Source organism: Devosia sp. J20-27 (genome assembly GCF_055808595.1).
In genome coordinates this window covers 291,805-317,573 of record NZ_CM147875.1, presented here as the reverse complement: position 1 = coordinate 317,573, position 25,769 = coordinate 291,805, and the positions used below count along the sequence as shown (strand labels likewise).

Genomic DNA, 25,769 nt, shown 5'->3' with positions numbered 1-25,769 from the left:
AATGCTGCAGCGCCCGCCATAAGGCTCGAGCGGTGCGGTGCCGGAAAAGTTCTGTCCAAAGATCAGCAGGTCGCGCATCTCGCGGGTATCGGCACCCTGCTGCAGCATGTCGAAATACCAGGGCCCGTCGCCCGTCTCGCCGTAGAGCACCGTGCCGATGATCTTCTCGTTCTTCAGGACGACGCGTTTGTAGATTCCGGCGCCGGCGTCGCGCAGCACGATCTCCTCGCAATCCGCGCCGCCGGCGAAATCGCCGACCGAATAGAGATTGATCCCCGTGACCTTGAGCCGCGTCGCCGTCGCGACGGGCCGGAAGCGCGCCGTCTCGTCACCGGCGAGGCGTGCCGCCAGCACGTCGGCCATGTCGTAGAGTGGCGCCACGAGACCGAAGACCTGTCCCTCCACCTCGACGCATTCGCCCAGCGCAACGATCGAGGGATCGCTGGTCTGCAGGGCGGCGTCGACAACGATGCCGCGGTTGACGGTGATGCCGGCATCCCTGGCAAGGCCCGCATTGGGCCGGATGCCCACGGCCATCACCACGAGGTCCGCCGGCAGCACGCGGCCGTCGGCCAGTTCGACGCCCGTTACTTCCGTCTCGCCCAGGATTGCCTTGGTGTTGGCGCCGGTGAGGATGTCGATGCCGCGTTCGCCCAGTGCCGATGCCAGCAGGTCGCCGGCCGCTGCATCGAGCTGCCGTTCCATCAATGTCGGCATCAGGTGCACGACGCTGACGCGCATGCCCTGCCTATTAAGTCCGGCCGCCGCTTCCAGCCCGAGCAGTCCGCCGCCGATCACCACGGCATGCCGCTTGCTGCGCGCCGCCTTGAGCATGGCCTCGACATCGTCGAGATCGCGATAGCTGACGACACCGGGCAGGTCATTGCCCGCAACCGGGATGATGAAGGGTGACGAGCCGGTTGCAATCACCAGCTTGTCATACGGCAGCACCGACTGGTCAGCCCCGGTGACCGTCTTCAGCTCGCGGTCGATGGCCACCGCCTTGCAGCCCTTCTTGAGGGTGATCCCGTGCCGCTCGTAGAAGCCATCGTCATGGATGACGATATCCGCAAAGCTCTTCTCGCCCGACAGCACCGGCGAGAGCATGATGCGGTCGTAGTTCACCCGTGGTTCGGCGTTGAAGATCGTGACCTCGTAACGGTCTGCCGCCCTATCGAGCAGTTTCTCCAGCATACGCCCGGGCGCCATGCCGTTGCCGATAATGACCAGCCGCTCGCGCCCCATCGCTCTACTCCGCCGCCGTCATCGGCGAGGCCTGGGCCCGCGCTGCGCGCTTCTGCTTGATCCGCTGCAGCGTATCGGCATCCGGATTGGCGCCGCCTTCATAGGCCTCAAGGAAGTCGAGCAGTTCCTCGCGATAGGCGTAATAGTCCTTGTGCGCCAGCAGGGCCTTGCGCGACCGCGGTCGCGGCAGGTCGACCTCCATGATATTGCCGATCCGGGCGTTCGGCCCGTTCGACATCATCACCACGCGGTCGGCGAGCAGGATCGCTTCGTCCACGTCATGCGTGACACAGATCGCCGTCACCTTGGTGCGCGCCCAGACCTCCATCAGCACGTCTTGCAATTCCCAGCGCGTCAGGCTGTCGAGCATGCCGAACGGCTCGTCCAGCAGCAGCAGCTTGGGCGAGAGGGCGAAGGCGCGGGCAATGCCGACGCGCTGCTTCATGCCGTTTGAGAGGTCCGAGGCGCGGCGGTGCATCGAGTCGCCGAGGCCCACCCGGTCGAGATAGTATTCGACCACGTCGCGGCGCTCCGCCGCACTGGCCTTGGGGTAGACCTTGTCGACACCCAGCGCGACATTCTCGCGCGCCGTCAGCCACGGCATCAGCGACGGCTGCTGAAACACCACCGCGCGTTCCGGCCCCGCGCCCGCAACTTCGGAATTGTCGAGGATGATGCCACCCTTGGTGATCGGGATGAGCCCGGCAACCATCGACAGCACCGTCGACTTGCCACAGCCCGAGTGCCCGATGACGGTGACGAACTCACCCTTGTTCATCTTGAAGTCGAAACCGTCGACCACCGTCAGCGGCCCCTTGGGCGTCGGAAACACCTTGCTCACCTGCGAGAACTCGACATAGCCCTCGGTCGCCGGCGACTTTGCTGCCTCGGCATAGGCCGCGGGCAGCGGCCGGCGCGGCACCTGGGTGATCGGCACCACGTTGGGCAGCGTGAAGACACGCTCCGGCCCGGTCTCGCGCTTGGCGTTCGCCGCCATCAGGTATTCGGTGATCTCGCGGCGCAACTGGATGAAGGCGTCGTCCGAGTTCATCTCGCCGCGGTCGCGTGGTCGCGGCAGGTCGACCTTGAAGGCCGGCCCCAGGCTTGCCTTCGGGCCGGGGTTGAGCGGGATCACCCGGTCGGCCAGCAGGATGGCCTCGTCGACATCGTTGGTGATCAGGATGATCGTCTTGTTCTCGATCGCCGAAATGGCTGCCAGCTCGTCCTGCAGCTTGGCGCGGGTCAGCGCATCGAGCGCCGACAGCGGCTCGTCCAGCAGCAGGATGTCCGGCTGCATGGCGAGAGCCCGGGCCACCGCCACGCGCTGCCGCATGCCGCCCGAGAGTTCCGCCGGGCGGCGCTCCGCCGCGTGGCTCAGGCCCACCATTTCGATGTAGCGCTTGACCAGCGCCGCGCGCGCACTGCCGTCCATCTTGCGGTGGATGGAGTCGACCGCCAGCTTCACGTTGCCGGTCACCGTCAGCCACGGCATCAGCGAGTAGGACTGGAACACCACGCCGCGTTCCGGCCCCGGCCCCCGGACTTCCTTGCCGCGAAACAGGATGCCGCCCTCGTCGGGCTCGATCAGCCCGGCCATCAGCGAGATCAGCGTCGTCTTGCCGGTGCCCGAGTAGCCGAGAATGGCAACGAACTCGCCATCCTCGACCTTCAGGTTGACGTCTTCGAGGATATCGGCGCGACGGTCGCCCTCGCCGTAGTGCTTGGCGACGCGGGACAGTTCGAGAATGGTGCTCATCTGGTCACCGTGTCTGCGAGTAGGTGAAGGCCGTCTGCAGCGCGAACATCACGCGGTCGAGCAGGAAGCCGATGATCCCGATGGTCAGCACGGCCACCATAATGCGCGCCAGCGAGTTCGAGGAGCCGTTCTGGAACTCGTCCCAGACGAACTTCCCCAGCCCCGGATTCTGCGCCAGCATTTCCGCGGCGATCAGCACCATCCAGCCAACACCGAGCGACAGCCGCAGTCCGGTAAAGATCAGCGGCAGCGCCGATGGCAGCACCAGCTTGCGGATCGTTGTGGTCATCGACAGCTGCAGCACCTTGCCGACATTGATCAGGTCCTTGTCGATCGAGGCCACGCCCAGCGCCGTGTTGATCAGCGTCGGCCACAGCGAGCAGAGCGTCACCGTCACCGCCGAGATCACCAGTGCCTTGGGGAAGGCGTCGGTGGCATCGACATAGACGGCCGACACCACCATCGTGACGATCGGCAGCCAGGCCAGCGGCGACACCGGCTTGAACAGCTGCACCAGCGGATTGAGCGCGCCGTTGATCGACTTGCTCAGTCCCGAGGCAATCCCCAGCGGCACCGCAATCAGCGTCGCGATGGCAAAGCCGAGGCCGACGGTCTTAAGCGAGGTAAAGATCTGGTCGATGAAGGTCGGTTTGCCGGTATAGGCGCGGACCTTCACCTTGTCGCTCTCGCCGGCAGCCACCAGCTCGACATTCCGCGTGTCCTGCCGGGCGTTGAACTCGACTTCCTTTTCCCGCTCGGCCAGATGCTCGCCCCAGAGGACCTGCGCCTGTTCCAGCACCTGTGCCGGTCCGGGGATCGCGCCCAGCGATGTCTGCACCTGCGGCGCCAGCGCCCCCCAGGCGACGACGAACAGCCCGATGCCGAGCAGCGGGATGATCAGCGTGTCCCGCAAGGCGCCCAACTGTTCCTTGGGATTGTCGCCGGCAGCGATCTTGAAGATCGGCGTCAGCCAGCCCAGCCCGAGGGCTGTCAGCCACACCGAGGCACGGTTGATGCCGGCAAAGATCCGCTCGCGCGTCTTGCTCACTGGCTTGTCGGAAATGTCGGTCGCGAGGCTCATGATCGGTTCCGCTATCAAGGAGGGGAGGCGGCCGCTGCAGGCGCAGCGGCCGGATTTGGCTTACGGCTTGACGACGTCGCTGCCCGACACCGTCTCGCCCGACTTCAGGCCGATGGCGAAGCTGTCGATATAGGCGTTGGGCGTGTGGCCGTCGTAGCTGACGCCGTCGATGAACTCGGCCGTCGGCGCCTTGAACCCGTCGGTGCCGAATGGCACGTCGGCGGCCGCGATCTTGCCCTCGTCGACCAGCATCTGCGCCGCCTGCTCGTAGACGGCCGGCAGGTAAACCGACTTGGCGGTCTCGAGATACCACTCGTCCGGCATGGTCTCGGCGATCTGGCCCCAGCGCCGCATCTGCGTCAGGTACCAGATGGCATCGGAGTAATAGGGGTAGGTGGCAAAGTGCCGGAAGAACACGTTGAAATCCGGGATGTCGCGCTTGTCGCCCTTCTCGTATTCGAACGTGCCGGTCATCGAGTTGGCGATCACTTCCTCGTCTGCCCCGACATAGTCGGAGCGTGACAGGATCTTCACCGCTTCGGGCCGGTTGGCATTGTCGTTCTCGTCCAGCCACTGCGCCGCGCGGATCAGCGCCTTGGTCACGGCCAGCGTGGTGTTGGGATACTGCTCGGCGAATTCCGCGGTGATGCCGAACACCTTTTCCGGGTTGTTCTTCCAGATCTCGTAGTCGGTGATCACCGGCACGCCGATGCCCTTGAACACGGCGGCCTGGTTCCACGGCTCGCCCACGCAATAGCCGTCAATGGTGCCCGCTTCGAGCGTCGAGGGCATTTGCGGCGGCGGCGTCACCGAGAGCAGCACGTCGGCGCCGATCTGGCCCGAGGTGTCGCTCTCCGAGTAGAGGCCCGGCTTCAGCCCGCCGGCCGCCAGCCAGTAGCGCAGTTCGTAATTGTGGGTGGAGACCGGAAACACCATGCCCATGTTGAAGGGCCGGCCTTCGGCATGGAACTCGTCGACCACCGGCTTGAGCGCGGCAGCGCTGATCGGATGCTGCGGCTTGCCGTCGGCGTCCATGGTCAGGTGCGGCTTCATCTTTTCCCACACCGCATTGGACACCGTGATGCCGTTGCCGTTGAGGTCCATCGAGAACGGCGTCACGATATGCGCCTTGGTGCCATAGCCGATGGTGGCGGCCAGCGGCTGGCCGGCCAGCATGTGCGCCCCGTCCAGCGCCCCCGAGATCACCCCGTCCAGCAGCACCTTCCAGTTCGCCTGCGGCTCCAGCGTCACATAGAGCCCTTCGTCTTCGAAAAAACCCTTCTCGTAGGCGATGGCGAGGGGCGCCATGTCGGTCAGCTTGATGAAGCCGAACTTCAGCTCGTCCTTTTCCAGGTCCAGCATCTCGGCCATGGCGGGCAGGGCGCCTGCCGTGAGGGCGAGCAGGGCGGCGGACAGTCTCAGCACGGCACGGCGATTGGGGAGGGGAGTAGAGGTCATGGTCGTCTCCGGTTGCACACACATCACTTCGGCGCCTGCTGGCGCCCCTCGACGCTCCACAAAAAACAAGGCTGCCAGCAGGAGCGCAGACGGTTTCGAGCCGTTTGCAGACCTGTTGGCAGCCTTGCCTGTTGGGGAGCGCCCGCCCTTGGGCACCGAAGTGTTCGCGATCTCTCGCTTCGATCCAGACATTGCATGAAGCGTGCCAAGTCGATCGTGGAAGCCGAAGCGCAGCCGATTCAATGCCTTACGAAAAAGCTTCCGGACTGCGGCGTCCGCTGCCCTTGGCTGGAACGGCTTACATGTCAGCCAATGTGATGAAGAACTGTGCAACACATCGAACTGCACAACGACTGATCAAGGCGCGATCTGGCTCTCGATATAGCTGTCGAGCAGCGCCGGATCGAAAGTGCGGCGATCGAAAAAGCCGTCCGGCCCGAGCAGCATCTGTCCCCGCGTTACCCCGACCGGCGTCGGCCGTTCGAACGCGCCTTCGACCTTGGCATTGGCCGATGGCACCGGCACCCCGAGCGGCGCGATGGCCGCCCGGTAGAGATCAGGCCGGAAGCTCGCCTCGGCCAGCTGCGCATTCCTGGCCGTATGCGGCACATGTCCCCAGCGCACCATCTGGCTGTAGAACCACAGCGCATGGCTCGCCCACGGGAAGGTCGCGGCGCGATCGTGCGCAATGAAGAAGTCCTCGACCGTGGCGCTCTCCTCCTGAGCGATCTCGAGCTGCCCCGACAGGCCGCGCACCAGGATCTCGGCCGGCATGTTCAGATACGTGCCACGCGACAGGATGTCGGCCGCCTCATGCTGGTTGTCGGTCTGGCCGCACCATTCGGCAGCCCGGTAGAGCGCCCGCAGCAGAGCCGCAAGGTGGTCGGGGTTGTGTGCGGCCCAGGTCTCGGTCGCGCCGAGCACCTTTTCCGGGCTCGACCGCCAGATCGCTGCCTTTACCGTGGCAATCCGGCCGGTCCCGGCATCGACGCCGACGCTGTTCCACGGCTCGCCGACGCAATAGCCGTCGATGGCGCCGCTGCTCAGCGCATCGGGTAGCAGCGGCGGCGGCAGCACGACGATCTCCACGTCCCGGTCCGGATGGATGCCGCTGCCGGCGAGCCAGTACCGCAACTCGTAATTGTGCCCCGAATAGGGGTGCACCACCCCGAAGCGGAGCTTCTGAGGCGCCGCGCCCACGAACCTGGCCAGCGCCGCGCCGACCTCTCTGGCGTCGAGATTGCCCGGCGCGTCGAGCAGTTTCCAGAGCTTGAGGCTGAGTGTCACCGCATTGCCGCCCAGTCCCAGCGCCATCGGCGCCACCAGCGGCACATTGATCGGCGTCAGCCCCAGCGACGCTGCGATCGGCATCGGCGCCAGCATATGCGCCACGTCGAAATGCCCCACCGCAATGCGGTCGCGGATATTGGCCCAGGAGGTCTCGCGCATCAGCGTCAGGTCGATGCCTTCGGCCGCGGCAAATCCCTTCTCCCGGCCGACGATCAGGATGGCGCTGTCGAGCAGGGGGAGGAAACCGGCGGTAATCGGAACGAGGTCTGCCATGGGATGCTCCTAAGGCTCCAGCAGTTTCGCCGCTGTCAGCAGGCTCTGCGCGACATCGGAAATCTTGCGGTTCTGGTTCATGGCTGTCTTGCGCAGCAGGGTATAGGCCGCTGCCTCATCCATGCTGCGCGTGCGCATCAGGATGCCCTTGGCCTGTTCGACGATCTTGCGGTCTTCCAGTTCGCCGCGCACATCCTTGAGTTCGCGTTTCAATCGCGCAAAGGCATTGAATCGGCTGATCGCCATGTCGAGGATGGATTTCACCCGCTCCTTGCGCAGCCCGTCCACGACATAGGCAGACACGCCTGCCGCCACCGCGGATTCGATTTCGCCGCCGTCCGAGCGGTCGACGAACATGGCGATCGGCCGCTCCAGCGCCCGCGACAGCGAAAAGAAATGTTCGAGCCGGTCGCGGTTGGGGTTCTCGAGGTCGATGACCACCACATCGGGCGCGATCGCCTCGATCTTGCGCGCCACCTCATTGACCTCGTGCAGCACCGTGACGCGCTCGTGCCCGGCCTCGCGCAGCCCATCTTCGATGATGGCGGCCCGGATGCGATTCTCGTCGATGATCAGAATGCTGAGGTCACGTGGCGGCATGACCAATGTGTACGAAGTGCCCAACAATCGTGCAATCGGCCCGCACGCATAATATGGATGCAAAAATCGGCATCAAAAAATCTGGGGACAGAAACAAATCGGCCGCCCGTGGCGGCCGTTTGCTCAGATGCAAGCGCTTTGGCTACTTTGCCTTGCGCCCGAGTCCGTTGTCCTTGGCGAGTCGTGAGCGGGTTTCGGAATAGCTCGGCGCGACCATCGGGTAGTCGGCGGGCAGGCCCCACTTTTCGCGGTATTGCTCAGGCGACAGATCATAATGCGTGCGCAGGTGGCGCTTCAGGGATTTGAATTTCTTGCCGTCCTCGAGACAGATCAGATAGTCGGGAGCGATTGACTTTCGTACCGAAACGGCCGGCTTCAACTCGGTCGGGGCAATAGATGCAGCGCCGCTCTTAAGTCCACGCAAAGCATTGTGGACATCCGATATCAGTTTCGGAAGGTCCGATACACTCAGTGCATTGTGTCCGACATAGGCGGAAACTATGTCTGCGCTCAATCCGACAAGTTCATGATCGGACGCGGCCTGCGCGCTCGAAATATTTCCTGACGATCCAATCTGCATTGCCAAAGCAAAACCCTTCCTTCGTCTGCTGCATTGTCAGACACCCAGCCTCAACGAGCCACGAGCGTCACGTTTCCCCAACGAACAAGCTTCTCGCAACTCACATGCGTTATGCGATCGCCTGTCAAACCGGCCATTCGTTATGTGACCGTTATGTCTTGTGCGATTTTTCCTTTACTTAGTCAAGTTGGCTCTTTCTATTGTTGCCAATCCTATTTTCAAGATTTTCAGGCGTGATGCGGCACACACCATCCTTGCAACTGCTGGGCATCCCACAGCTTCGCCTGCCGGATGGCGGGGTTGTAGAGTTACGACAGAAGGCGTTTGCTCTCGCGGCGCTGCTTCATCTTGAATACCGGGGCAAGGCGCGCCGCCAGGCCGTCGCCGATCGGCTCTGGGAATCGGCCAACGCCTCGCAGGCCAGCACAAACCTTCGGCAGGTGCTGTTAAACACCCGCGGCCATGAGGCGCGTGGCGGCTTCGAACTGTTCGAAGCTGATGCGACCTACATTTCGCTGGGCCACTCGGTACGCGTGGACCTCGTCGAGATCCAGCGGGTGCGCACCGTCACCGACGCGGCCGAGTTCCTGCGCCTGATCGGCATGTATCGCGGTGGCCTGCTCGAGGGACTCACCCGGTCGGCCGAGGATCTCTCGCGCTGGATCGAAACCGAGCGCACCCGCATCGAAAACCAGTTTGTCGCGCATGCCTGCGGCACGGCGCTCCGCCTCGGCGGACCGGCCGCCGATCAGGCGCTGGCACGCCTGGCCGATATCCAGCCCTATTCCGACCAGATCTGTCAGGCGCAGATGCAGTTGGCGCGCCAGATGGGCGACGAGTTCGCCGTCGGCCCCATACTGGCCGCCTTTCGCGCGCGCCTGTGGTCGGCACTGCGCGTCGAGCCCGAGCCGGAAACGCTGGCGCTGCTCAATCCGCCGGCCGTTGCCGCCGCGCCCCAGAACCGTGCCGTGCCGGCCGAGCCGCGGACGACGCTTGTTGCCGCCCATGCCCGGGTGCCGCGCATCGTCCTGCTGCCGCCATTGCAGGAGTTCGGCCGCAACGACACGCCCAAGCATATCGCGCCGGCGCTGATCGAGGATGTGACCATCAGCCTGTGCCGGCTGCGTTCCCTCACCGTGATCGCACCGCACTCGGCCTGGCAGTTCGATCCGTTCTCGGCCATCGACGAAATCCGCTCGCATCAGATCGACTACGCCGTCGAAAGCCGCGTCGCCATCGACCGCGCCGCCGAGTCGTCGGGTCAGCTCGGCCTCGCCGTCCGCCTGATCCGCACGTCCGGACGGGAAATCATCTGGACCGACAAGTTCCGCTTCGCCGTCGCCGATGCCCCCGCCCGCTACCGCGATCTGGTCAACGGCATTGCCGGCAGCCTGGCCGATCGCGTCGAGGCCGCCGAACTGGCAATCGAGCGCACCAGCCGCGACCCGACGGCCTATTCCCACTATCTCTCCGGCCGTCAGGATCTGCGCACTTTCGACCTGCCGCGCGTGCGCAAGGCCCGCAAGTCCTTCCGCGTGTCGGCCGAACTGGCGCCCGAACTGGCGATTGCCGAAAGCTCCATGGCGCGCAGCTATGTGGTCGAATGGGTGCTCCGCTCGGGGGCCGACAACACCTTGCTCGACAAGGCGACACTGCATGCCGAGCGCTCGATCGCCCTCGATCCCTTCGACGGCAACGGCTACCGCGAACTGGGGCGCGCCGCGCTGTTCGTCGGCGACCTCGACGACAGTCTGCACCAGTTTGCCCTGGCCGAGCGCTACGCCCCCAGCCACGCCGATATCCTGGCCGATTACGCCGATACCCTGACCCACAACTCCGACTTCGGCGCCGCGCGCGAAAAGATGGAGGCGGCGCTGCTGCTCAACCCCATTCCGCCCGATGAGTACTGGTGGGGTCTCGGCGGGATCAACTACTTCGAGCATCAATGGCAGGACGCCATCGTGGTGCTGCAGCGCATGAAAAACCAGGAGCCGGCCCTGCGGCTCATGGCCGCCGCCGCCGCCATGGACGGCGACAAGGATATGGCGCGCCAGTACAGGCTTCGGGCTCTCGCACTGCAACCCGATTTTTCCATTGCCAGCTGGGCGCGGCGCCTGCCGATGCGGAACCCGGCTGACGTCGATCTCTACATTGAGGGCCTGCGTAGGGCAGGCTTCAAGTAAGAGGGCAAAAGGAGGCCACACTATGCGTTACGTAATCATCGGACAGAAGAACTCCACGGACCTGCTCGTTGTTGATACCCAGACCATGACGGTGTCATCGGTCGATGCCAACTCGACCGCGCTCAAGGACAGCGGCGAACTGCGCGAAGGCTCGCTCAAGGGCGTCGACCTCGCCATCGCCGCCGACACGCGCGACGTCGCGTCCGGCCGCTGGTTCTACGCGTAAATCTCGCCCACCAGCACACAACCTGCGCCGGCTTTGCCGCCGGCGCAGTCCTACTCGGACAGGACACGGCTGCCGCTCGACACCGTGTCGCTGATGCGTCCGCGATTGCGCGACTACGGCATCACCCGCATCGCCCGGCAGACCGGCCTCGACAGCATTGGCATTCCCTGCTTCGCCGCCATCCGGCCCAATTCACGCACCCTCGCGGTCAACATGGGCAAGGGCACCGACGACGCCGCTGCTACTGCCTCGGCCATCATGGAGGCCGTTGAATACGCCATCGCCGAGGCGCCCGAACCGGCGCCCCGTCGCGCCACCGCCGCAGCCCTGCAGGCCGCCGGCTGCAGTCTCTTCGACATCACGCCCTGGTTGCCGCCACAGGAGCCTCTGTCCGACACTCTCGAGCTCGATTGGCTCGCGGGCAGGGACCTCTTTTCCAACGCCCCGGTGCTGGCACCACGTGACGCGCTGCGCATCGGCGGCGCCGACGCCCTCTCCGGCTTCAGCCAGTCCACCAACGGCCTCGCTTCGGGCAATACCGAGGAGGAGGCCACCTTCCACGCGCTCTGCGAACTGATCGAGCGCGATGCCACCACGCTGTGGCTGTTCAAGTCCGACGCCGCCGCCGCTGCCACCGAGCTGCCCGCCGCCAGCTTTGCCGACCCCCTGATCGATGATCTGGTAGCCCGCATCGAGCGCGCCGGCCTGCGCCTGACGCTGTTTGACCAGACCACCTCCATCGGCATTCCGGTGATCTTTGCCCTGATCGCGCCCGCCGATCAGCTGCCGACCCGCCATTTCGATCTTGCGGCCGGCTGCGGCTGCCACCCCGTCGCGGCACGCGCCGCCATCCGCGCCATCACCGAGGCAGCGCAGACCCGCATTTCCAACATTGCCGGCGGCCGCGACGATTTCGATCCGGCCGAATACCAGCAGCGCCTCAGCGCCTCGTTGCAGTCGCTGGCAGCGCTGCGTGCCACCACGCCGCGCCCGCCGCCCGCCGGCCTGCCGATGGGCAGCTCGCTGACGGCCCTGCTGGAGCACACCAAGGCGCAGCTGGTCGGCGCCGGCATCACCAGCATCGCGGCCTTTCCCCTCGGCGGCACCGGCGCCGGCATTTCGGTGGTCCGGCTGCTCGCCCACGGCCTTGAGGATCGCTCCACCAACCGGCACTGGCGCCCCGGCCCGCGTGCCACCGGCGCCATGCTCGGCCTATGGTGAAAGTTCTCTTTGCCGGCCCGAGCCTCGCCGGTACCGCCCCCGAGCTCGGCACCATCCAGCTGCGTCCGCCCGCCGCCCATGGCGACCTCGCCGGTGCCGTGCTCGACGGCGCCACCGCCATTGGCCTCGTCGATGGCCTTTTCGATGCAGTGGCCGCTGTCTGGCACAAGGAAATTCTCTTTGCGCTGGCGTCCGGCGTCCGGGTGCTCGGCGCCTCCTCCATGGGCGCGCTGCGGGCCGCCGAATGCGCCGCCTACGGCATGCAGGCCGTCGGCCCCATCGCCCGCAGCTATCTCGACGGCAGCCGCGACGACGATGCCGATGTCGGCCTCGTCCACGCCCCGGCCGAACTCGGCTACCAGCCGCTCACCGAGCCGATGGTGGATGTCGAGGCAACGCTCGCCCGCCTCGACGCGCTGGGTCTGCTGAGCGAGGACGAACGCCACGGCATCCTCGCCCACGCCAGGACGGTCTTCTTCGGCAGCCGCACCGTTGAAACGCTGGTGCCGCCGTCGCTCTCGGCGCGACGTGACGCGCTGATCGCCACCTATGAAGCGCACCGTGTACCGCAGAAGCGGCTCGACGCGCTCGAGCTTGTCGCGCAGCTGCGTGACCTCCCCGACAGCCGCACCGACCCGTCCGATTTCACGCTGCACGACAGTCCGATGTGGCGCCGGCGGCTGGCCGAATTACGCGCCGCTCCCCGGATCACGCTGGCATAACGGTCGTGCGTTCCTAATGGACCGCTCCGCGGCAGGTGGACCGGCTGGCCGTAACGTTGATGGACCTCCTCAAGACGCACGGCTGCCTGGATCGAGACGGGGCTTGGCGGGAATTTCGGGCCCGCCTTGCCGACCTCCGGTCCGCCGCCTGTCTCGGAGTCTTGACGGCCGGTGCCTGTCGTTCGCAGCGCCGGCCGTCCTCGTCTCGTGCAAGCGCTCAGGCGTTCGCCCACTCGCCCTGACGCATCACCGGAATGCGGCTGCCGTCGGGCTTGATGCCATCGATATCGATCTTGTCCGAGCCGATCATCCAGTCGATGTGGATCAGGCTCATATTGCCACCCTGCTGCCGGATCTGCTCCGGTGACAGCGACTTGCCGTTGATGAAGCAATCCGCGTAGCACTGCCCCAGCGCGATATGGCTGGCGGCATTCTCGTCGAACAGTGTGTTGTAGAACAGCACGCCCGACTGGCTGATCGGCGATGAATGCGGCACCAGCGCCACCTCGCCGATGCGCCGTCCGCCCTCGTCGGTGTCCATCACCTTGTTGAGCACGTCCTCGCCCTTGTCGGCCTTGGCCTCGATGATCTTGCCACCCTCGAACTTCACCCGGATGCCGTCGATCAGCGTGCCATTATGGCTCAGCGGCTTGGTGCTCGACACATGCCCGTCCACCCGCATGGCGTGCGGCGTGGTGAACACTTCCTCGGTCGGAATGTTGGGATTGCAGGTGATGCCGTTCTTGGACTGGCTTGCGCCGCCCTTCCACTGGTGCCCGTCCGCCAGACCGATCACCAGATCGGTGCCCGGCCCGTTATAGGCCAGCGCCGAGAAGGCCTGGCCGTTCAGCCAGGTCCAGCGCCGCTGCAGTTCGGCATTGTGCTCGGCCCACGCCCCGATCGGGTCGGCGACATCGACGCGGCTCGCCGCGAAGATCGCATTTGCCAGCTTCTCGATCGCCACCTCTTCGGCGTCGTCGGGAAACACCAGCCTGGCCCATGCCGGCGTCGGGTAGGCGACGATGTTCCAGTTGATGTCAAAGCCGGTGATCTTTTCCAGCGCCGGCTTGTAGGCTGCCGAATTGGCCCGGTTGGCCCGCGACACCTTGGCCGGGTCCTGGCCGGCCAGCATCATCGGATTGTCGCCCGAGATCGCCAGCCGCGCCGCATTGCCGGCAAAGGCCTTGGCCATGCCCTCGTAGACCCAGTTGGCCGCCTTGTCGAAGCTCGCATCATTGGCGTGCCGGTAGCGCGCCAGCGTCACTTCCTCGTCCGAAATGATCGGCGTCACCACGCCGGCTCCGGCCTTGTAGGCATGCTCGGCAATCTTGCGGATCAGCGGCAGCGCGCTCGACGGGCCGGTCATCACCAGGTCCTGTCCCGCTTCGAGCCGCAGCCCCACCTTGATGGCAACCTCGGCGAGCTTGTCGAGTTTTGCGGCGTCGATCGGCGATTTGGTCATGGGGCAGCCTTCCTGAAGTGCGATTGCCCCATACCTAGCGAGCCGCGCCGGCCGTTTCTAGTGCGCGAGGCGCGCCGCCAGCGCAATTGCCCGCTCCCCTGTCGCCTGCAAGATCGCCGCCAGGAGCAGCGATGCACGCGGCAGCCGCCGCCGTACCCGCTGGCGGCGCGCGCGCCGCACCACCGGCAGGGTCTTCACCGGCGTTCCGGGGCCCAGCGCCCACCCCTTCTCCAGCGCCCGCATGGCCATCTCGTCCATCCTCGTATCCTTCCGCGACGCATCTGCCGGATGGTCGCCGGAGGTCGTCGGGATTCGACACGGGGCCATGGAATTGGCGCCGCGGCAGGATTACAAGATGAGCGGGGCAGGAGAGTGCAGGCATGCCTTACGCCATCAAGGTCGCGATCGATGATCCGGATGCCGACAGCTTCGTGTTCGAACGCCAGAAGACCATGTATGGCGGCAAGCTCCTCGCCATCGGCGACGAGGTCTTCATCTTCCACAGCGAGAACGAAGGCGGGCATGGCCTGCTGGCGACGTCCGTGGCCACCACGGTCACGTCCGTACCGAAAACCGTCGACCTCGAGCGGCAGACGCCGCTCATCAACCTCAGCCTGAGGATCATCGCCCGCGCCACCCGTCCGCTGGGTCGCGCCGATCTGAAGCCGTTCACCAACTGGTCCGACGGACGACCCGAGACCGAGCTCAATTTCAAGTACTACCGCCAGGCCACCGACAAGGTTGTCGGTCTCTCCGACGCGGCCGCCGCCTTCCTGCGCGGCTTCTTCTAGGAGGCGGGCACGATCGCCCGCGGTGGCATGCGGTTGAAGGCGTCGAGCGCTGCGATCTTGTAGGCCTCGGCCAGCGTCGGATAGTTGAAGGCGTTCTCGACGAAATAGTCGACCGTGCCCTTCAGGTTGAGCACCGCCTGGCCGATATGGACCAGTTCGGTGGCCCCTTCGCCGATGATATGGGCGCCCAGCAGCCGCCGTGTTTTCAGCGAGAAGATCAGCTTCATCATCCCGGCCTGCAGGCCCATGATGTGCCCGCGCGACGTCTCGCGGAAGCGGGCAATGCCGCACTCGTAGGCGATGCCCTTGTCGCGCACTTCCTGTTCTGTCATGCCGACCGTTGAAATCTCCGGCACTGCGTAGATGCCATAGGGGAAATATTCCGGCGCCGGCGGCATCGGCGCGCCGAAGGCGTGGCAGGCGGCAATCCGGCCCTGCTCCATCGACGTCGAGGCCAGCGAGGGAAAGCCGATCACGTCGCCGGCCGCGTAGATATTGGGCACATTGGTCTGGAACGTCTTCGGGTCGACCTTCAGCCGGCCGCGGTCGTCCGCCTCGATGCCGCAGGTCTCGAGCCCCAGTCCGGCCGTGGCGCCCACCCGTCCGGCGGCATAGAGCAGCATCTCGGTGCGGATGCGGCGTCCGTCGCTGAGCGTCGACACCGCCCAGCCCTGCGCATCGAGCTCGACAGCATCGACCTTCACCCCGAGCCGCAGCTGCATGCCGCGCTTGCGCAGCTCGTGCACGAACTCCTCGATGATCTCGCGATCGATGAATTCGAGGAACTGCTCGCGCGGTTCGACCAGCGTCACCGGCACGTCCATGGCCGAAAAGATCGTCGCATATTCCAGCCCGATCACCCCGGCACCCACCACCGTCAGGCTCTTGGGGACGCTCGGTTCCGAAGCGACATTGTCGCTGTCGAACACGCTCGTCTCGTTGAACGGGATATGCTTGGGCCGGTAGGGCGCCGTGCCCACCGCGATCACCGTGTTCTCGGCCTCGAACGTATATTCGCCATCGCCGCCATTCTTGACCGCGATGCGGCTCGCATCGAGGAAGCGCGCCTTGCCCGCCACCGTGCGCACGCCGTTACGCGCGAACTGATGCTCGAGCACGTCGATCTCGTGGTCCAGCGTCATGCGCAGCCGCGCCCCGAGGTCCTTGCCCTCGATATCCTTCTTGACCCGATAGGCGAGACCGTAGAAGCCGCGTTCGCGCCACCCCGAAAGGTTGAGCACCGTCTCGCGCAGCGTCTTGGACGGAATCGTGCCGGTATGCACCGACACCCCGCCGACGCGCAGCCGGTTCTCGACCACGAGCACCGATTTGCCCAGCTTGGCCGCCTGAATGGCGGCCCGCCGGCCTGCCGGACCCGAACCGATCACGACGAGATTGAATTTTTCCATGGTCTCACTGCCCCCGAGCCTGCGGACTTTGGCACAGTGAGCTTAATCTTGCGTGACGCCTGGCGCATGGCAGCGATGCGCCGGCCGTCTAGTAGACCTGCGGCACGAACAGTTCCGGCGGCACCGGCTGGCGCACATAGTCGTCATGTCGCACGCGCTGCGGCAGGTGCACGTCCTGCTTGGGCACCTCCTCGAAGGGCACCTGCGACAGCAGATGCGCGATGCAGTTGAGCCGCGCCCGCTTCTTGTCCACCGCCTGCACCACCCACCACGGCGCCTCGTCGGTATGGGTGCGGTCGAACATCTCTTCTTTGGCCTTGGTGTACTCTTCCCAGTGCACCCGGCTCTCCAGGTCCATTGGCGAGAGCTTCCACTGCTTGAGCGGATCGTGCAGCCGCATCTTGAAGCGGAATTCCTGCTCCTCGTCGGTGATCGAGAACCAGTATTTGATCAGGATGATGCCCGAGCGCACCAGCATGCGCTCGAACTCCGGCACGGTGCGGAAGAACTCCTCGAGTTCATCGCGGCTGCAGAAGCCCATCACCCGTTCGACCCCGGCGCGGTTGTACCAGGAGCGGTCGAACAGCACCATTTCGCCTGCCGTCGGCAGATGCGGCACGTAGCGCTGGAAATACCATTGATGCTTCTCGCGCTCGGTCGGGGCGGGCAAGGCCACCACCCGCGCCACGCGCGGATTGAGCCGCTGTGTCACCCGTTTGATGGCGCCGCCCTTGCCGGCGGAATCGCGACCCTCGAACAGCACCACGACCTTGAGCCGCTTGTGCACGACCCAATTCTGCAGCTTCACCAGTTCATGCTGCAGGCGGAACAGCTCGCGAAAATAGACGCGCCGCTCCAGCGTCTCCTCGGCTGGCCCGGACATGCCTTCGGCCACCAGCTCGTCGAGCCGGTCATCCTCGAGCTGCATCTCCAGCTCTTCGTCGAAATCGTCGGCAATCGCCTGCTTGATCCGGTCGAGGTCTTCGTCCATCGGTCATCCCCTTGCGCGCGCGGCGCGACAGGAAGTGACGGACATGACAGCCGTGTGACGCCCGCGCCCGCGTTGCGGGTTACCTTCGCACCCACGAACGCCATCTCTCCCCACTCCCCGGCCGTCATCCTCGGGCTTGACCCGAGGATCCATCTCCCCAAACTCAATCGGCGCGAAACACGACGCGGCTTATTTCCCCTTGGGCAGCAGTCTGAAGTCCGGCAGCTCGCGCAGCAACTTCTCCGGCCCGGCCGGCGAATAGACCACGAAGAGCTGCATCGGCCCCGGCCCGGTATTGAGCGTCGAATGGAACCGGCTCTCCGGCACAAAGATCGTGCAGCCGGCAGAAACCGTCTGCGTCACCGGCACGCCGTCGGGCGTTTCCACCATCTGCTCGCCGGTGCCGGAGATGACGAAGATGATCTCCTCGCTCCCCGGATGGTTGTGCCGCGTATGCCCCTGGCCGCTCGGCAGGTCGACGACCCCGGCCGAAAAAGTCGTCGCGCCGTTCACCTCCGGCCCCACCGTCAGCGCCAGCTTGCCCCAGTCGAAGCCGAACCGCTCCACGTCATCGGGATAGACGAAATTGTTCTCAGTCATTCTCGTGCTCCAATCTCTCAATCTGCTCCCCTCCCCCTTGAGGGGAGGGGCCGGGGGAGGGGGTCTGTCGGTAGGCCACCGCCCCCCCCCTCCGTCGATCCCTCCCCTCAAGGGGGAGGTACGACTGCTGCAGCGGTGTTGGTTGTGCAGGCCTAACCCTGGGCCTTCCCACAGCCTGCCCCCTCCCTCACCTCAGCTTCAGCCCTTTAAAGCCCTCGACCTGCCCCTTGATCGCCACTTCCACCGGCAGCCGTTCCATCGAGCTGGCGCCGTAGAACCCGTGCACGCCCGTGCAGTTGTCGAGGATGTAGCGCGCGTCCTCCGGCATGGCGATCGGCCCCCCATGGCAGATCACCAGCACATCCTCGCGCACCTGGCGCGCCGCCGCAGCGATGGCATCGATCTCGCCGACGCACTGGTCCAGTGTCTTGGCCGAGGTCGCGCCGATGGCGCCGCCGGTGGTCACGCCCATATGCGCCACCACGATATCGGCGCCGGCCTTGGTCATCGCTGTCGCTTCGTCCGGGTTAAACACATAGGGCGTGGTCAGCAGGTCGATCTCGTGCGCTGCCGCGATCATGTCGACTTCCAGCCCGTACCCCATGCCAGTTTCTTCAAAGCTCTGCCGCATCGAGCCGTCGAACAGCCCGATGGTGGGAAAGTTCTGCACCCCGGAAAAGCCCATGGCTTTGAGCTCCGCCAGGAACTGCGGCATCAGGATGAAGGGGTCGGTGCCATTGACCCCGGCCAGCACCGGCGTGTGCTTGACCACCGGCAGCACTTCCACCGCCATTTCCTTGACGATCTCATTGGCATTGCCATAGGCCAGCAGCCCTGCTGACGAGCCCCGGCCTGCCATGCGATAGCGCCCAGAATTGTAGATCACGATGAGGTCGATGCCTCCCGCTTCCTCGGATTTTGCCGAGAGCCCAGTGCCGGCGCCGCCCCCGACGATGGGCCGCTTTTCGGCCACCATGCGGCGGAACTTCTCGAGAATCTGGGCGCGTGCAATCGTAGCCATGTGGCAGCACTTTCAGTTGGCGATGTGTTTGAAGGCGGCGACGGCCGCCGCGGCGAATTTCGGGTCGTTGATGTGCAGCGGCAGCCGCTCGATCGTCCGGTTGGCGGCCGGCCGTAGCGTGCGCTCGAGCGCCTCAAACAGCTCCGCATCGGCCGCCGGATCCCAGAACGCGCCGCCTTCGATGTCCAGCGCCGACACGCCCTTTTCCGGGATCAGCAGGTGGATCGGTCCCTTGCAGAGATCGAGCTTGCCGCCGATCCACTCGCCGATCGCCCGGCACTCGTCCGGCGTCGTCCGCATCAGCGTGACATTGGCATTGTGGATGTAGAAGGTCCGGTCGGCAAAGCGCGCCGGCACCGTGTCGCGGGCCCAGAAATTGACCATGTCGCAGGCCCCCAGCGAGCCGACATAGGGCACCTGCGTGCGCGCGATGCAGTCGAGCCGCCCGTCGCCCGCCGACAGCACGCCGCCCACCAGCAGGTCGCACACTTCCGTCGTGGTGATGTCGAGCACGCCGGTGATCAGCCCGCTGTCGACCAGCATCTCCATGGTACGCCCGCCCGTGCCGGTGGCGTGAAACACCAGTGGCTCGAACGCGTCCCTGAGCAGGTCGGCCATGGCCGTCACCGCCGGCGTCGTCACCCCGAACATGGTGAGCCCCAGCGCCCGCTTGCCGCCCGTGATCACCGGCGGATGGGCGCTCATCGCCACGATCGCCTGCGCCGCATTGGCAAAGATCAGCCGGCTGATCCGGTTGAGCCCGGCCATGTCGGTTATCGAGGGCATCATGATGATGTCCGAGATATCGACATAGGGCGCCACGTCTCCCGACGCGAGGGTCGAGATCATCAGCTTGGGCAGCCCGATCGGCAGTTGCCGCATCCCCGCCGTGACGATCGAGGTGCCGCCGCCGCCACCGATACCGATCATCCCGGCAATGTCGTCGCGGCTCTGCACGAAGCGCGCGAACGCCGCCATCATGCCGGTGACGGCCGGTCCGCGTTCCTGGCTGTCGAGAATGCCCGCATCGCCATGCGCGGCGACTTCCTTGCCCGTGACGTCCACCGGCACGGTCGCGCCCCTGATGCCGACATCGACCAGCAGCGGCTCGCCGCCGAGCTCCCGGATCAGCGCCACCAGATGCGCCAGTTCCTCGCCTTTGGTGTCGGCCGTGCCGACCACATAAATGCGTTTCATGTGTCCCCTCGCGAGCCATCATAGGCAGAGCCCGTGCACCATTGCAAAGCTTTTTGAGATGTGCGTATCATTTCGAAATGGCAGTATCACCAGCCCAGCAAAGCCGAGATGACGCGCCGCTGCGCGGTCCCCGTGCGCGGACCCGCAAGCTCATGCTCGACACCGCCGTCACGCTCATGCAGTCGGGCCAGACCCCGTCGGTCAGCGACGTCGCCGAAGCCGCCGAGGTGTCCCGCGCCACCGCCTATCGCTACTTTCCGAGCCAGGCCGCATTGGTGCATGCCGTTGTCGATGCCGGCCTCGGCCCCATCCTCGAATGGCAGTCGGACTCCGATGACGCCGAGACCCGGGTCAGGGATCTGCTTGCCAGTTCCATGCCGCGCATCGCCGAATTCCAGGCTACCTTCCGCGCCGCGCTCAAGCTGGCGCTCGAGCAGTGGGCTCGCCGACGCGCCGGCACGCTGGGTGACGAGCCGGCCTTCAAGCGCGGCCATCGTGTCGACGTGCTGCAGGACGCCATCGCGCCACTGCGCCAGACGCTGGACGAGAAGCAGTTCCTGCGCCTCGCCCAGGGGCTGTCGCTATCCTACGGTCTTGAGCTGCTGCTGGTGCTGCAGGACATCTGGGGCCTCGACTTCGATGAGGCCCAGGATGTGGCGCAGTGGACCGCAAGCGCTTTGATCCGCACGGCCGTCGCCGACGCCGACGTGGGAAAACTTTCGGAAACAAAATCGACACGTCGTAGAAAAACCTAGCATAAATGCTAGCATGTTAGCTTGACGAGTGCGGATGAACTGGTGAATTCTGGTTCCGGAACAGAGGTGAGAGGGAGAACTTCTGTCTAGACGGGAAACAGGGCTGCAGCTCGAGGAGGGGCGCCGCCGCGACGGCCATGAGGTTGGAGGACCTCTGGGCCATCGTCATTGCCCCCGCTGGCAGCTCAGACTTACGAAATTCGGCCGTCGTGCCGGTGCTGGAATGCATCGCGCCGCACGTTGTCGGGGCCCCATGGAGGTGGGGCGGCCGGGCTAGGACGTCCGGGCACGTGACTACGAAAGTAGCGCAATAGGGAGGACCACAATGCGCAATGTGACCAAGGGCATACTGGCCGGTGTCGGCCTGATGCTTGCGTCGAGCACGTCCGTGCTCGCGCAGGAACTGACCATTTTCTGGGCCGAATGGGATCCGGCGAACTACCTGCAGGAGCTCGTCAACGAGTACGAGGCCGAGACCGGCGTCCGGGTGACCGTCGAAACCACCCCCTGGGGCGATTTCCAGACCAAGGCCTTTACCGAGTTCAATGCTCAGGGCTCCGCCTATGACCTGATCGTCGGCGACAGCCAGTGGCTGGGCGCTGCCTCGACCGCCGGCCACTATGTCGATCTCACCGACTTCGTGAACGAGAACAAGGTGCTGGACCTCATGGCTCCGGCAACCATGAAGTTCTACGCCGAGTACCCCGGCAATTCCGGCAAGTACTGGTCGATCCCCGCCGAAGGTGACGCCGTCGGCTGGTCCTATCGCAAGGACTGGTTCGAGGACCCCACCGAGATGGCCAACTTCAAGGCCAAGTACGGCTACGACCTGGCGCCGCCCGCCACCTGGGCGCAGCTGATGGACATCGCCGAGTTCTTCCATCGCCCCGATGAGAACCGCTACGGCGTCGCCATCTATACCGACAACTCCTATGACGCGCTCGCCATGGGCTTTGAGAACGCCCTGTTCTCCTACGGCGGCGAACTGGGTGATCCAGAGAGCTACAAGGTCGAGGGTATCATCAACTCGCCCAAGGCCGTGGCCGCCCTCGATGCCTACAAGAAGCTCTACAGCTTCACGCCTCCGGGCTGGGCCAAGACCTTCTTTGTCGAGAACAACCAGGCCATCACCGAAAATCTCGCGGCGATGTCCATGAACTACTTCGCCTTCTTCCCCGCCCTGATCAACGAGGCTTCGAACCCCAATGCCGCCGGCACGGGCTTCTTCGCCAATCCGGCCGGTCCTGATGGCGATCAGTTTGCCGCGCTCGGCGGTCAGGGCATCTCGATCGTCTCCTACAGCCAGAACCAGGAAGAAGCGTTCAAGTTCCTGCAGTGGTTCATCAAGGACGAGACCCAGAAGCGCTGGGCCGAACTGGGTGGCTACACCTGCTCGGCAGCCGTGCTCGAAAGCCCCGAGTTCCGCAACGCCACCCCGTACAACGAAGCCTTCTACCAGACCATGTTCAAGGTGAAGGACTTCTGGGCGGTGCCCGAATATGCCGAACTGCTGACCCAGCTCAATCAGCGCGTCTATCCCGCCGTCGTCGGCGGCGAAGGGACCTCGCAGGAGACCCTCGACGCTCTGGCTGCCGACTGGAAGGCGACGTTCGCCAAGTACGGACGCGGCATGTAGGCCAGACAGTTGCCGGGGAGGCCTCCGCGGCCTCCCCGCGCTTGTTTCCGGGGGATAGATGCTTTGACCGACATTATGACGACGCTCGATCCGCGGTCACGCGCGGCCGTACGGGGATGGAGCGACATAACCATCCGCAACCTGTTCGTGATTCCGACGATCCTGTTCCTGATCGTCTTCAACATCTTTCCGCTGCTCTATTCGCTGGGCTATTCGTTCACCGATTTCCGCGCCTCGACCAAGGACCCGGTGAACTTCGTCGGCCTGCAGAACTACATGGATCTGCTCAACGACCCCAACATCTGGTCGAACTTCACCATCACCGCCCAGTACGTCATCGTCTCGGTTGCCGGTCAGGTGGTTGTCGGGTTCGGCATGGCGCTGCTGCTCAACCGCTCCTTCCCCATGAAGGGGCTGATCACTACCCTGCTGCTGCTGCCCATGATGCTGTCGATGGCCGTCGTCGGGCTCTTCTGGAAGCTGCTCTACGATCCCAATTTCGGCATCATCAACTACGCCCTGGGGCTGGGTAAGCTCGAATGGCTGGGCGATCCCAACATCGCCCTTTACGCCGTGGCGCTGACCGATATCTGGATGTGGTCGCCCTTTGTCATGCTGCTGTCGCTTGCCGGCCTCTCGGCGGTGCCCAAGCACCTCTACGAAGCGGCCTCCATCGATCGCGCCAGCCGCCTCTACACCTTCTTCCGCATCACCCTGCCGCTGGTGGCGCCGATCCTGCTGATCGCCATCATCTTCCGCACCATGGAGGCCTTCAAGACCTTCGACCTGGCCTATGTCATGAGCGGCCAGCCGACCACCGAGGTGGTCTCGATCCGGCTCTACAAGATGGCGTTCCAGGAGTGGCAGACGGGCAAGTCCTGTGCCCTCGCCTACATCGTGCTGATCATGGTGCTCTGCATCACCAACGTCTACGTCAAGTACCTGAACAAAGCGAAGGAACGCTAGCCATGGCCGTCGTCTCATCCCGCGGCCAGCGCCTGGGCAATCGCCTCGCCATCGCCGCCGTTCTGGTCCTGACCATCGTCTTCCTGTCGCCGATCTACTGGATCGCCTCGACCTCGTTCAAGCCGCGCAATCTCGCCACCACCAATCCGCCCACGGTGATCTTCCAGCCGGAGGTGTCGCCCTTCGTCAAGCTCTTCACCAAGCGCGTGCAGCTCAAGCCCAGGGAAGTCGTCGACTACGAGAACGCGCCCTGGTGGGAGCGCCTCGTCTTTGACGGCGGCGAGCGCATCACCCGCTCGGGCCGCGGCGAGATCCAGCTCTCGGGCTATCCCGACCGCTTCATGAACTCGCTGATCGTTGCCATCACCTCGACGCTGCTGGCGGTCAGCATGGGCACGATTACCGCCTATGGCTTCTCGCGCTTCAAGGTGAAGGGCGAGGCGGACCTGCTGTTCTTCGTGCTCTCGACGCGCATGCTGCCGCCCATTGTCGTCGCCATCCCGATGTTCCTGATGTACCGGACGGTCGGACTCAACGACAGCCACATTGGCCTGATCATTCTCTACACCGCCTTCAACGTCAGCTTCGCGGTGTGGCTGATGAAGGGCTTCATCGACGAGATCCCCAAGGAGTACGAGGAGGCGGCGCTGGTCGACGGCTATACCCGTATCCAGGCCTTCTTCAAGATCGTGCTGCCCGAGGCCGCCACCGGCATCGCCGCCACTGCCGTCTTCTGCTTCATCACCGCCTGGAATGAGTATGCCTTCGCGCTGATCATGACCAACCGGCGGGCCCAGACGGCGCCGCCCTTCATTCCCAGCCAGATCGGCTCGGGGCTGCCCGACTGGACCGTGATCGCCGCAGGCACGCTGCTCTTCCTGCTGCCGGTCGCCATCTTCACCTTCCTGCTCCGCAACCACCTGCTGCGCGGCATGAGCTTCGGAGCGATCCGGAAATGACCTTTCGCGTTTTCAACCAGAAGTTTCTCGAACCCGGCTCGATGTGGCTGATGATCCTTGGCATCATCTTCCTCTGCCAGCCCTGGATCGAGGTGCTGCATCAGTACTCGGTCACCATCATGCTGATCGGCATCATCGGCTTCAACGTGGCGGTGCATGTACCGCCACCGGCAGCTCCCGAATTCGACACCGACGAGGCGGGTCCCGTCTCGGTCAGTGACTCGGTCAGGGGAGGCCAGCATGGCTGAGATCGAACTGCGTCACATCGACAAGCACTTCGGTCCGGTGCACGTCATCCGCGACGTCAACCTGACCGTCAAGGACCGCGAGTTCGTCGTCTTCCTCGGCCCCTCGGGCTGCGGCAAGACCACCACGCTGCGCGCCATTGCCGGCCTCGAGGAAATCGACAGCGGCGACATCCTGCTCGACGGCAAGCCGATCCAGGACCTGCGCGCCGCCGATCGCGACATCGCCTTCGTCTTCCAGAACTACGCGCTCTATCCGCACTTCACCGTCTACGAGAACCTCGCCTTTCCGCTGCGCGCCGTCGGCACCTCCAAGGACGAGATCGAAAGCACGGTCAGGTCGGTCGGCAAGTCGCTCGGCATCGGCCATCTGCTGCGCGCCCGTCCCTCGTCGCTCTCGGGCGGCGACATGCAGCGCGTCGCCATCGGCCGCGCGCTCGTGCGCCGGCCCAAGGCGCTGCTGCTCGATGAGCCCATCGGCTCTCTCGACGCCAAGCTGCGCGAAACCATGCGCGTCGAACTCAAGCGCCTGCACTACGAGAACGGCTCGACCTCGCTCTACGTCACCCATGACCAGGTCGAGGCCATGTCGCTGGCCGATCGCATCGTCGTCATGCACGACGGCGTCCTGCAGCAGGTGGGCACGCCCACCGAAGTCTACCTGCGCCCGGCCAATCTCTTCGTCGCCCAGTTCATCGGCTCGCCGGTCATGAACATCTCCACCACCCGCGTGACCGAGGCCGGTGGCAACGCCCAGGTCGCCCTCGACAGCCAGACCTTCGACCTGCCGCGCGAACTGCTCGGCATGCTCGAGCAGAAGGGCGCCACCGGTGATCTGTCGCTCGGCGTGCGTCCCGAGGGCGTGCTGGTGAGCCACGAGGCCAAACCCGGTTTCAAGCCGGTCGAGGCCCATATCATTCAGCCCTTCGGCGGCTTCGACATCATCGACCTGCGCGTCGGCGAGCAGACCCTCCGGGCCCGCACCGAGGCCGGCTTTGTCGGCAAGGCGGGCACGCAGGTCTTTGCCCGCATCGATCCGTCACAGGCACACTTCTTCGATAGCAAGTCGGGCGCTTCGCTCGACATCCGGCTGGGCGACTGA

General features: G+C 65.0%; 24 protein-coding genes and 1 pseudogene. 11 read left to right on the top strand and 14 right to left on the bottom strand.

Annotated elements, in window-relative coordinates:
* Positions 1–21: 21 nt before the first annotated feature.
* From AC0L4C_RS01475 to AC0L4C_RS01445, 7 genes and pseudogenes are all read right to left on the bottom strand, one after another.
* A pseudogene (locus tag AC0L4C_RS01475) lies at positions 22–1,245 on the bottom strand (NAD(P)/FAD-dependent oxidoreductase); the annotation flags it as partial.
* Between the two features lie 4 nt (positions 1,246–1,249).
* A complete protein-coding gene (locus AC0L4C_RS01470; protein WP_473401748.1) occupies positions 1,250–3,001 on the bottom strand; it encodes an ABC transporter ATP-binding protein in 1,752 nt (583 codons plus the stop codon).
* A 4-nt stretch (positions 3,002–3,005) separates the two neighbouring features.
* On the bottom strand, positions 3,006–4,082 hold the full coding sequence (locus AC0L4C_RS01465; RefSeq protein ID WP_473401747.1) for an ABC transporter permease: 1,077 nt from the start codon (positions 4,080–4,082) through the stop codon (positions 3,006–3,008).
* A 60-nt stretch (positions 4,083–4,142) separates the two neighbouring features.
* Positions 4,143–5,540 (bottom strand): CmpA/NrtA family ABC transporter substrate-binding protein, encoded by a 1,398-nt coding sequence (locus tag AC0L4C_RS01460; RefSeq protein WP_473401746.1) that lies wholly within the window; start codon positions 5,538–5,540, stop codon positions 4,143–4,145.
* A 357-nt stretch (positions 5,541–5,897) separates the two neighbouring features.
* Positions 5,898–7,103, bottom strand: a complete 1,206-nt coding sequence (locus tag AC0L4C_RS01455; RefSeq protein ID WP_473401745.1) for a CmpA/NrtA family ABC transporter substrate-binding protein — start codon at positions 7,101–7,103, stop codon at positions 5,898–5,900.
* 9 nt (positions 7,104–7,112) lie between these two features.
* Positions 7,113–7,703 carry an ANTAR domain-containing response regulator gene (locus AC0L4C_RS01450; RefSeq protein ID WP_473401744.1) on the bottom strand — a complete coding sequence of 197 codons (591 nt, stop codon included), beginning with the start codon at positions 7,701–7,703 and terminating at the stop codon, positions 7,113–7,115.
* A 142-nt stretch (positions 7,704–7,845) separates the two neighbouring features.
* Positions 7,846–8,283 (bottom strand): Ros/MucR family transcriptional regulator, encoded by a 438-nt coding sequence (locus AC0L4C_RS01445; protein WP_473403581.1) that lies wholly within the window; start codon positions 8,281–8,283, stop codon positions 7,846–7,848.
* 236 nt (positions 8,284–8,519) lie between these two features.
* Between AC0L4C_RS01445 and AC0L4C_RS01440 the strand changes: the two genes are divergently transcribed.
* Genes AC0L4C_RS01440 through AC0L4C_RS01425 form a run of 4 tightly spaced genes read left to right on the top strand, consistent with a single transcriptional unit; the run spans position 8,520 to position 12,635 of the window.
* Complete coding sequence (locus tag AC0L4C_RS01440; protein ID WP_473401743.1) at positions 8,520–10,466, top strand: hypothetical protein; 1,947 nt, start codon at positions 8,520–8,522, stop codon at positions 10,464–10,466.
* A gap of 22 nt (positions 10,467–10,488) precedes the next feature.
* Positions 10,489–10,692, top strand: a complete 204-nt coding sequence (locus AC0L4C_RS01435) for a hypothetical protein (RefSeq protein WP_473401742.1) — start codon at positions 10,489–10,491, stop codon at positions 10,690–10,692.
* 33 nt (positions 10,693–10,725) lie between these two features.
* Positions 10,726–11,913, top strand: a complete 1,188-nt coding sequence (locus AC0L4C_RS01430) for a YcaO-like family protein (protein WP_473401741.1) — start codon at positions 10,726–10,728, stop codon at positions 11,911–11,913.
* Positions 11,907–12,635, top strand: a complete 729-nt coding sequence (locus AC0L4C_RS01425; RefSeq protein WP_473401740.1) for a TfuA-like protein — start codon at positions 11,907–11,909, stop codon at positions 12,633–12,635. The genes AC0L4C_RS01430 and AC0L4C_RS01425 overlap by 7 nt, the downstream gene beginning before the upstream one ends.
* 217 nt (positions 12,636–12,852) lie before the next feature.
* On the opposite strand, the gene AC0L4C_RS01420 is transcribed toward AC0L4C_RS01425, so the two are convergent.
* Positions 12,853–14,097, bottom strand: a complete 1,245-nt coding sequence (locus AC0L4C_RS01420) for an aminopeptidase (protein WP_473401739.1) — start codon at positions 14,095–14,097, stop codon at positions 12,853–12,855.
* Between the two features lie 57 nt (positions 14,098–14,154).
* A complete protein-coding gene (locus AC0L4C_RS01415; RefSeq protein WP_473401738.1) occupies positions 14,155–14,355 on the bottom strand; it encodes a hypothetical protein in 201 nt (66 codons plus the stop codon).
* A gap of 122 nt (positions 14,356–14,477) precedes the next feature.
* On the opposite strand from AC0L4C_RS01415, the gene AC0L4C_RS01410 reads away from it, so the two are divergent.
* A complete protein-coding gene (locus tag AC0L4C_RS01410) occupies positions 14,478–14,888 on the top strand; it encodes a hypothetical protein (protein WP_473401737.1) in 411 nt (136 codons plus the stop codon).
* Here AC0L4C_RS01410 and sthA read toward each other — a convergent pair.
* The 5 genes from sthA to AC0L4C_RS01385 form a co-directional block, all read right to left on the bottom strand.
* Complete coding sequence (sthA, locus tag AC0L4C_RS01405) at positions 14,885–16,297, bottom strand: Si-specific NAD(P)(+) transhydrogenase (RefSeq protein WP_473401736.1); 1,413 nt, start codon at positions 16,295–16,297, stop codon at positions 14,885–14,887. The two genes, AC0L4C_RS01410 and sthA, sit on opposite strands and share 4 nt — an antisense overlap.
* Positions 16,298–16,385: 88 nt before the next feature.
* A complete protein-coding gene (gene ppk2, locus AC0L4C_RS01400; protein ID WP_473401735.1) occupies positions 16,386–17,288 on the bottom strand; it encodes a polyphosphate kinase 2 in 903 nt (300 codons plus the stop codon).
* Positions 17,289–17,477: 189 nt separating this feature from the next.
* The gene (locus AC0L4C_RS01395; RefSeq protein WP_473401734.1) at positions 17,478–17,888 is read right to left on the bottom strand and encodes a cupin domain-containing protein; all 411 of its coding nucleotides are present in this window, start codon (positions 17,886–17,888) and stop codon (positions 17,478–17,480) included.
* A gap of 187 nt (positions 17,889–18,075) precedes the next feature.
* Positions 18,076–18,909 (bottom strand): phosphoenolpyruvate hydrolase family protein, encoded by an 834-nt coding sequence (locus AC0L4C_RS01390; RefSeq protein ID WP_473401733.1) that lies wholly within the window; start codon positions 18,907–18,909, stop codon positions 18,076–18,078.
* 12 nt (positions 18,910–18,921) lie between these two features.
* Positions 18,922–20,106 (bottom strand): Tm-1-like ATP-binding domain-containing protein, encoded by a 1,185-nt coding sequence (locus AC0L4C_RS01385; protein ID WP_473401732.1) that lies wholly within the window; start codon positions 20,104–20,106, stop codon positions 18,922–18,924.
* A 77-nt stretch (positions 20,107–20,183) separates the two neighbouring features.
* Here AC0L4C_RS01385 and AC0L4C_RS01380 point away from each other — a divergent pair, with 77 nt between their 5' ends.
* The 6 genes from AC0L4C_RS01380 (at position 20,184) to AC0L4C_RS01355 (ending at position 25,769) form a co-directional block, all read left to right on the top strand.
* Positions 20,184–20,861, top strand: a complete 678-nt coding sequence (locus tag AC0L4C_RS01380) for a TetR/AcrR family transcriptional regulator (RefSeq protein WP_473401731.1) — start codon at positions 20,184–20,186, stop codon at positions 20,859–20,861.
* 325 nt (positions 20,862–21,186) lie between these two features.
* Entirely contained in the window at positions 21,187–22,497 is a 1,311-nt protein-coding gene (locus AC0L4C_RS01375) for an ABC transporter substrate-binding protein (RefSeq protein WP_473401730.1), read from the top strand.
* Between the two features lie 75 nt (positions 22,498–22,572).
* Positions 22,573–23,463 (top strand): carbohydrate ABC transporter permease, encoded by an 891-nt coding sequence (locus AC0L4C_RS01370; RefSeq protein ID WP_473403580.1) that lies wholly within the window; start codon positions 22,573–22,575, stop codon positions 23,461–23,463.
* A gap of 2 nt (positions 23,464–23,465) precedes the next feature.
* Positions 23,466–24,422 (top strand): carbohydrate ABC transporter permease, encoded by a 957-nt coding sequence (locus AC0L4C_RS01365; protein ID WP_473401729.1) that lies wholly within the window; start codon positions 23,466–23,468, stop codon positions 24,420–24,422.
* Positions 24,419–24,670 (top strand): hypothetical protein, encoded by a 252-nt coding sequence (locus AC0L4C_RS01360; protein WP_473401728.1) that lies wholly within the window; start codon positions 24,419–24,421, stop codon positions 24,668–24,670. The genes AC0L4C_RS01365 and AC0L4C_RS01360 overlap by 4 nt, the downstream gene beginning before the upstream one ends.
* The gene (locus tag AC0L4C_RS01355) at positions 24,663–25,769 is read left to right on the top strand and encodes an ABC transporter ATP-binding protein (protein ID WP_473401727.1); all 1,107 of its coding nucleotides are present in this window, start codon (positions 24,663–24,665) and stop codon (positions 25,767–25,769) included. Before AC0L4C_RS01360 ends, AC0L4C_RS01355 begins: the two co-directional genes overlap by 8 nt.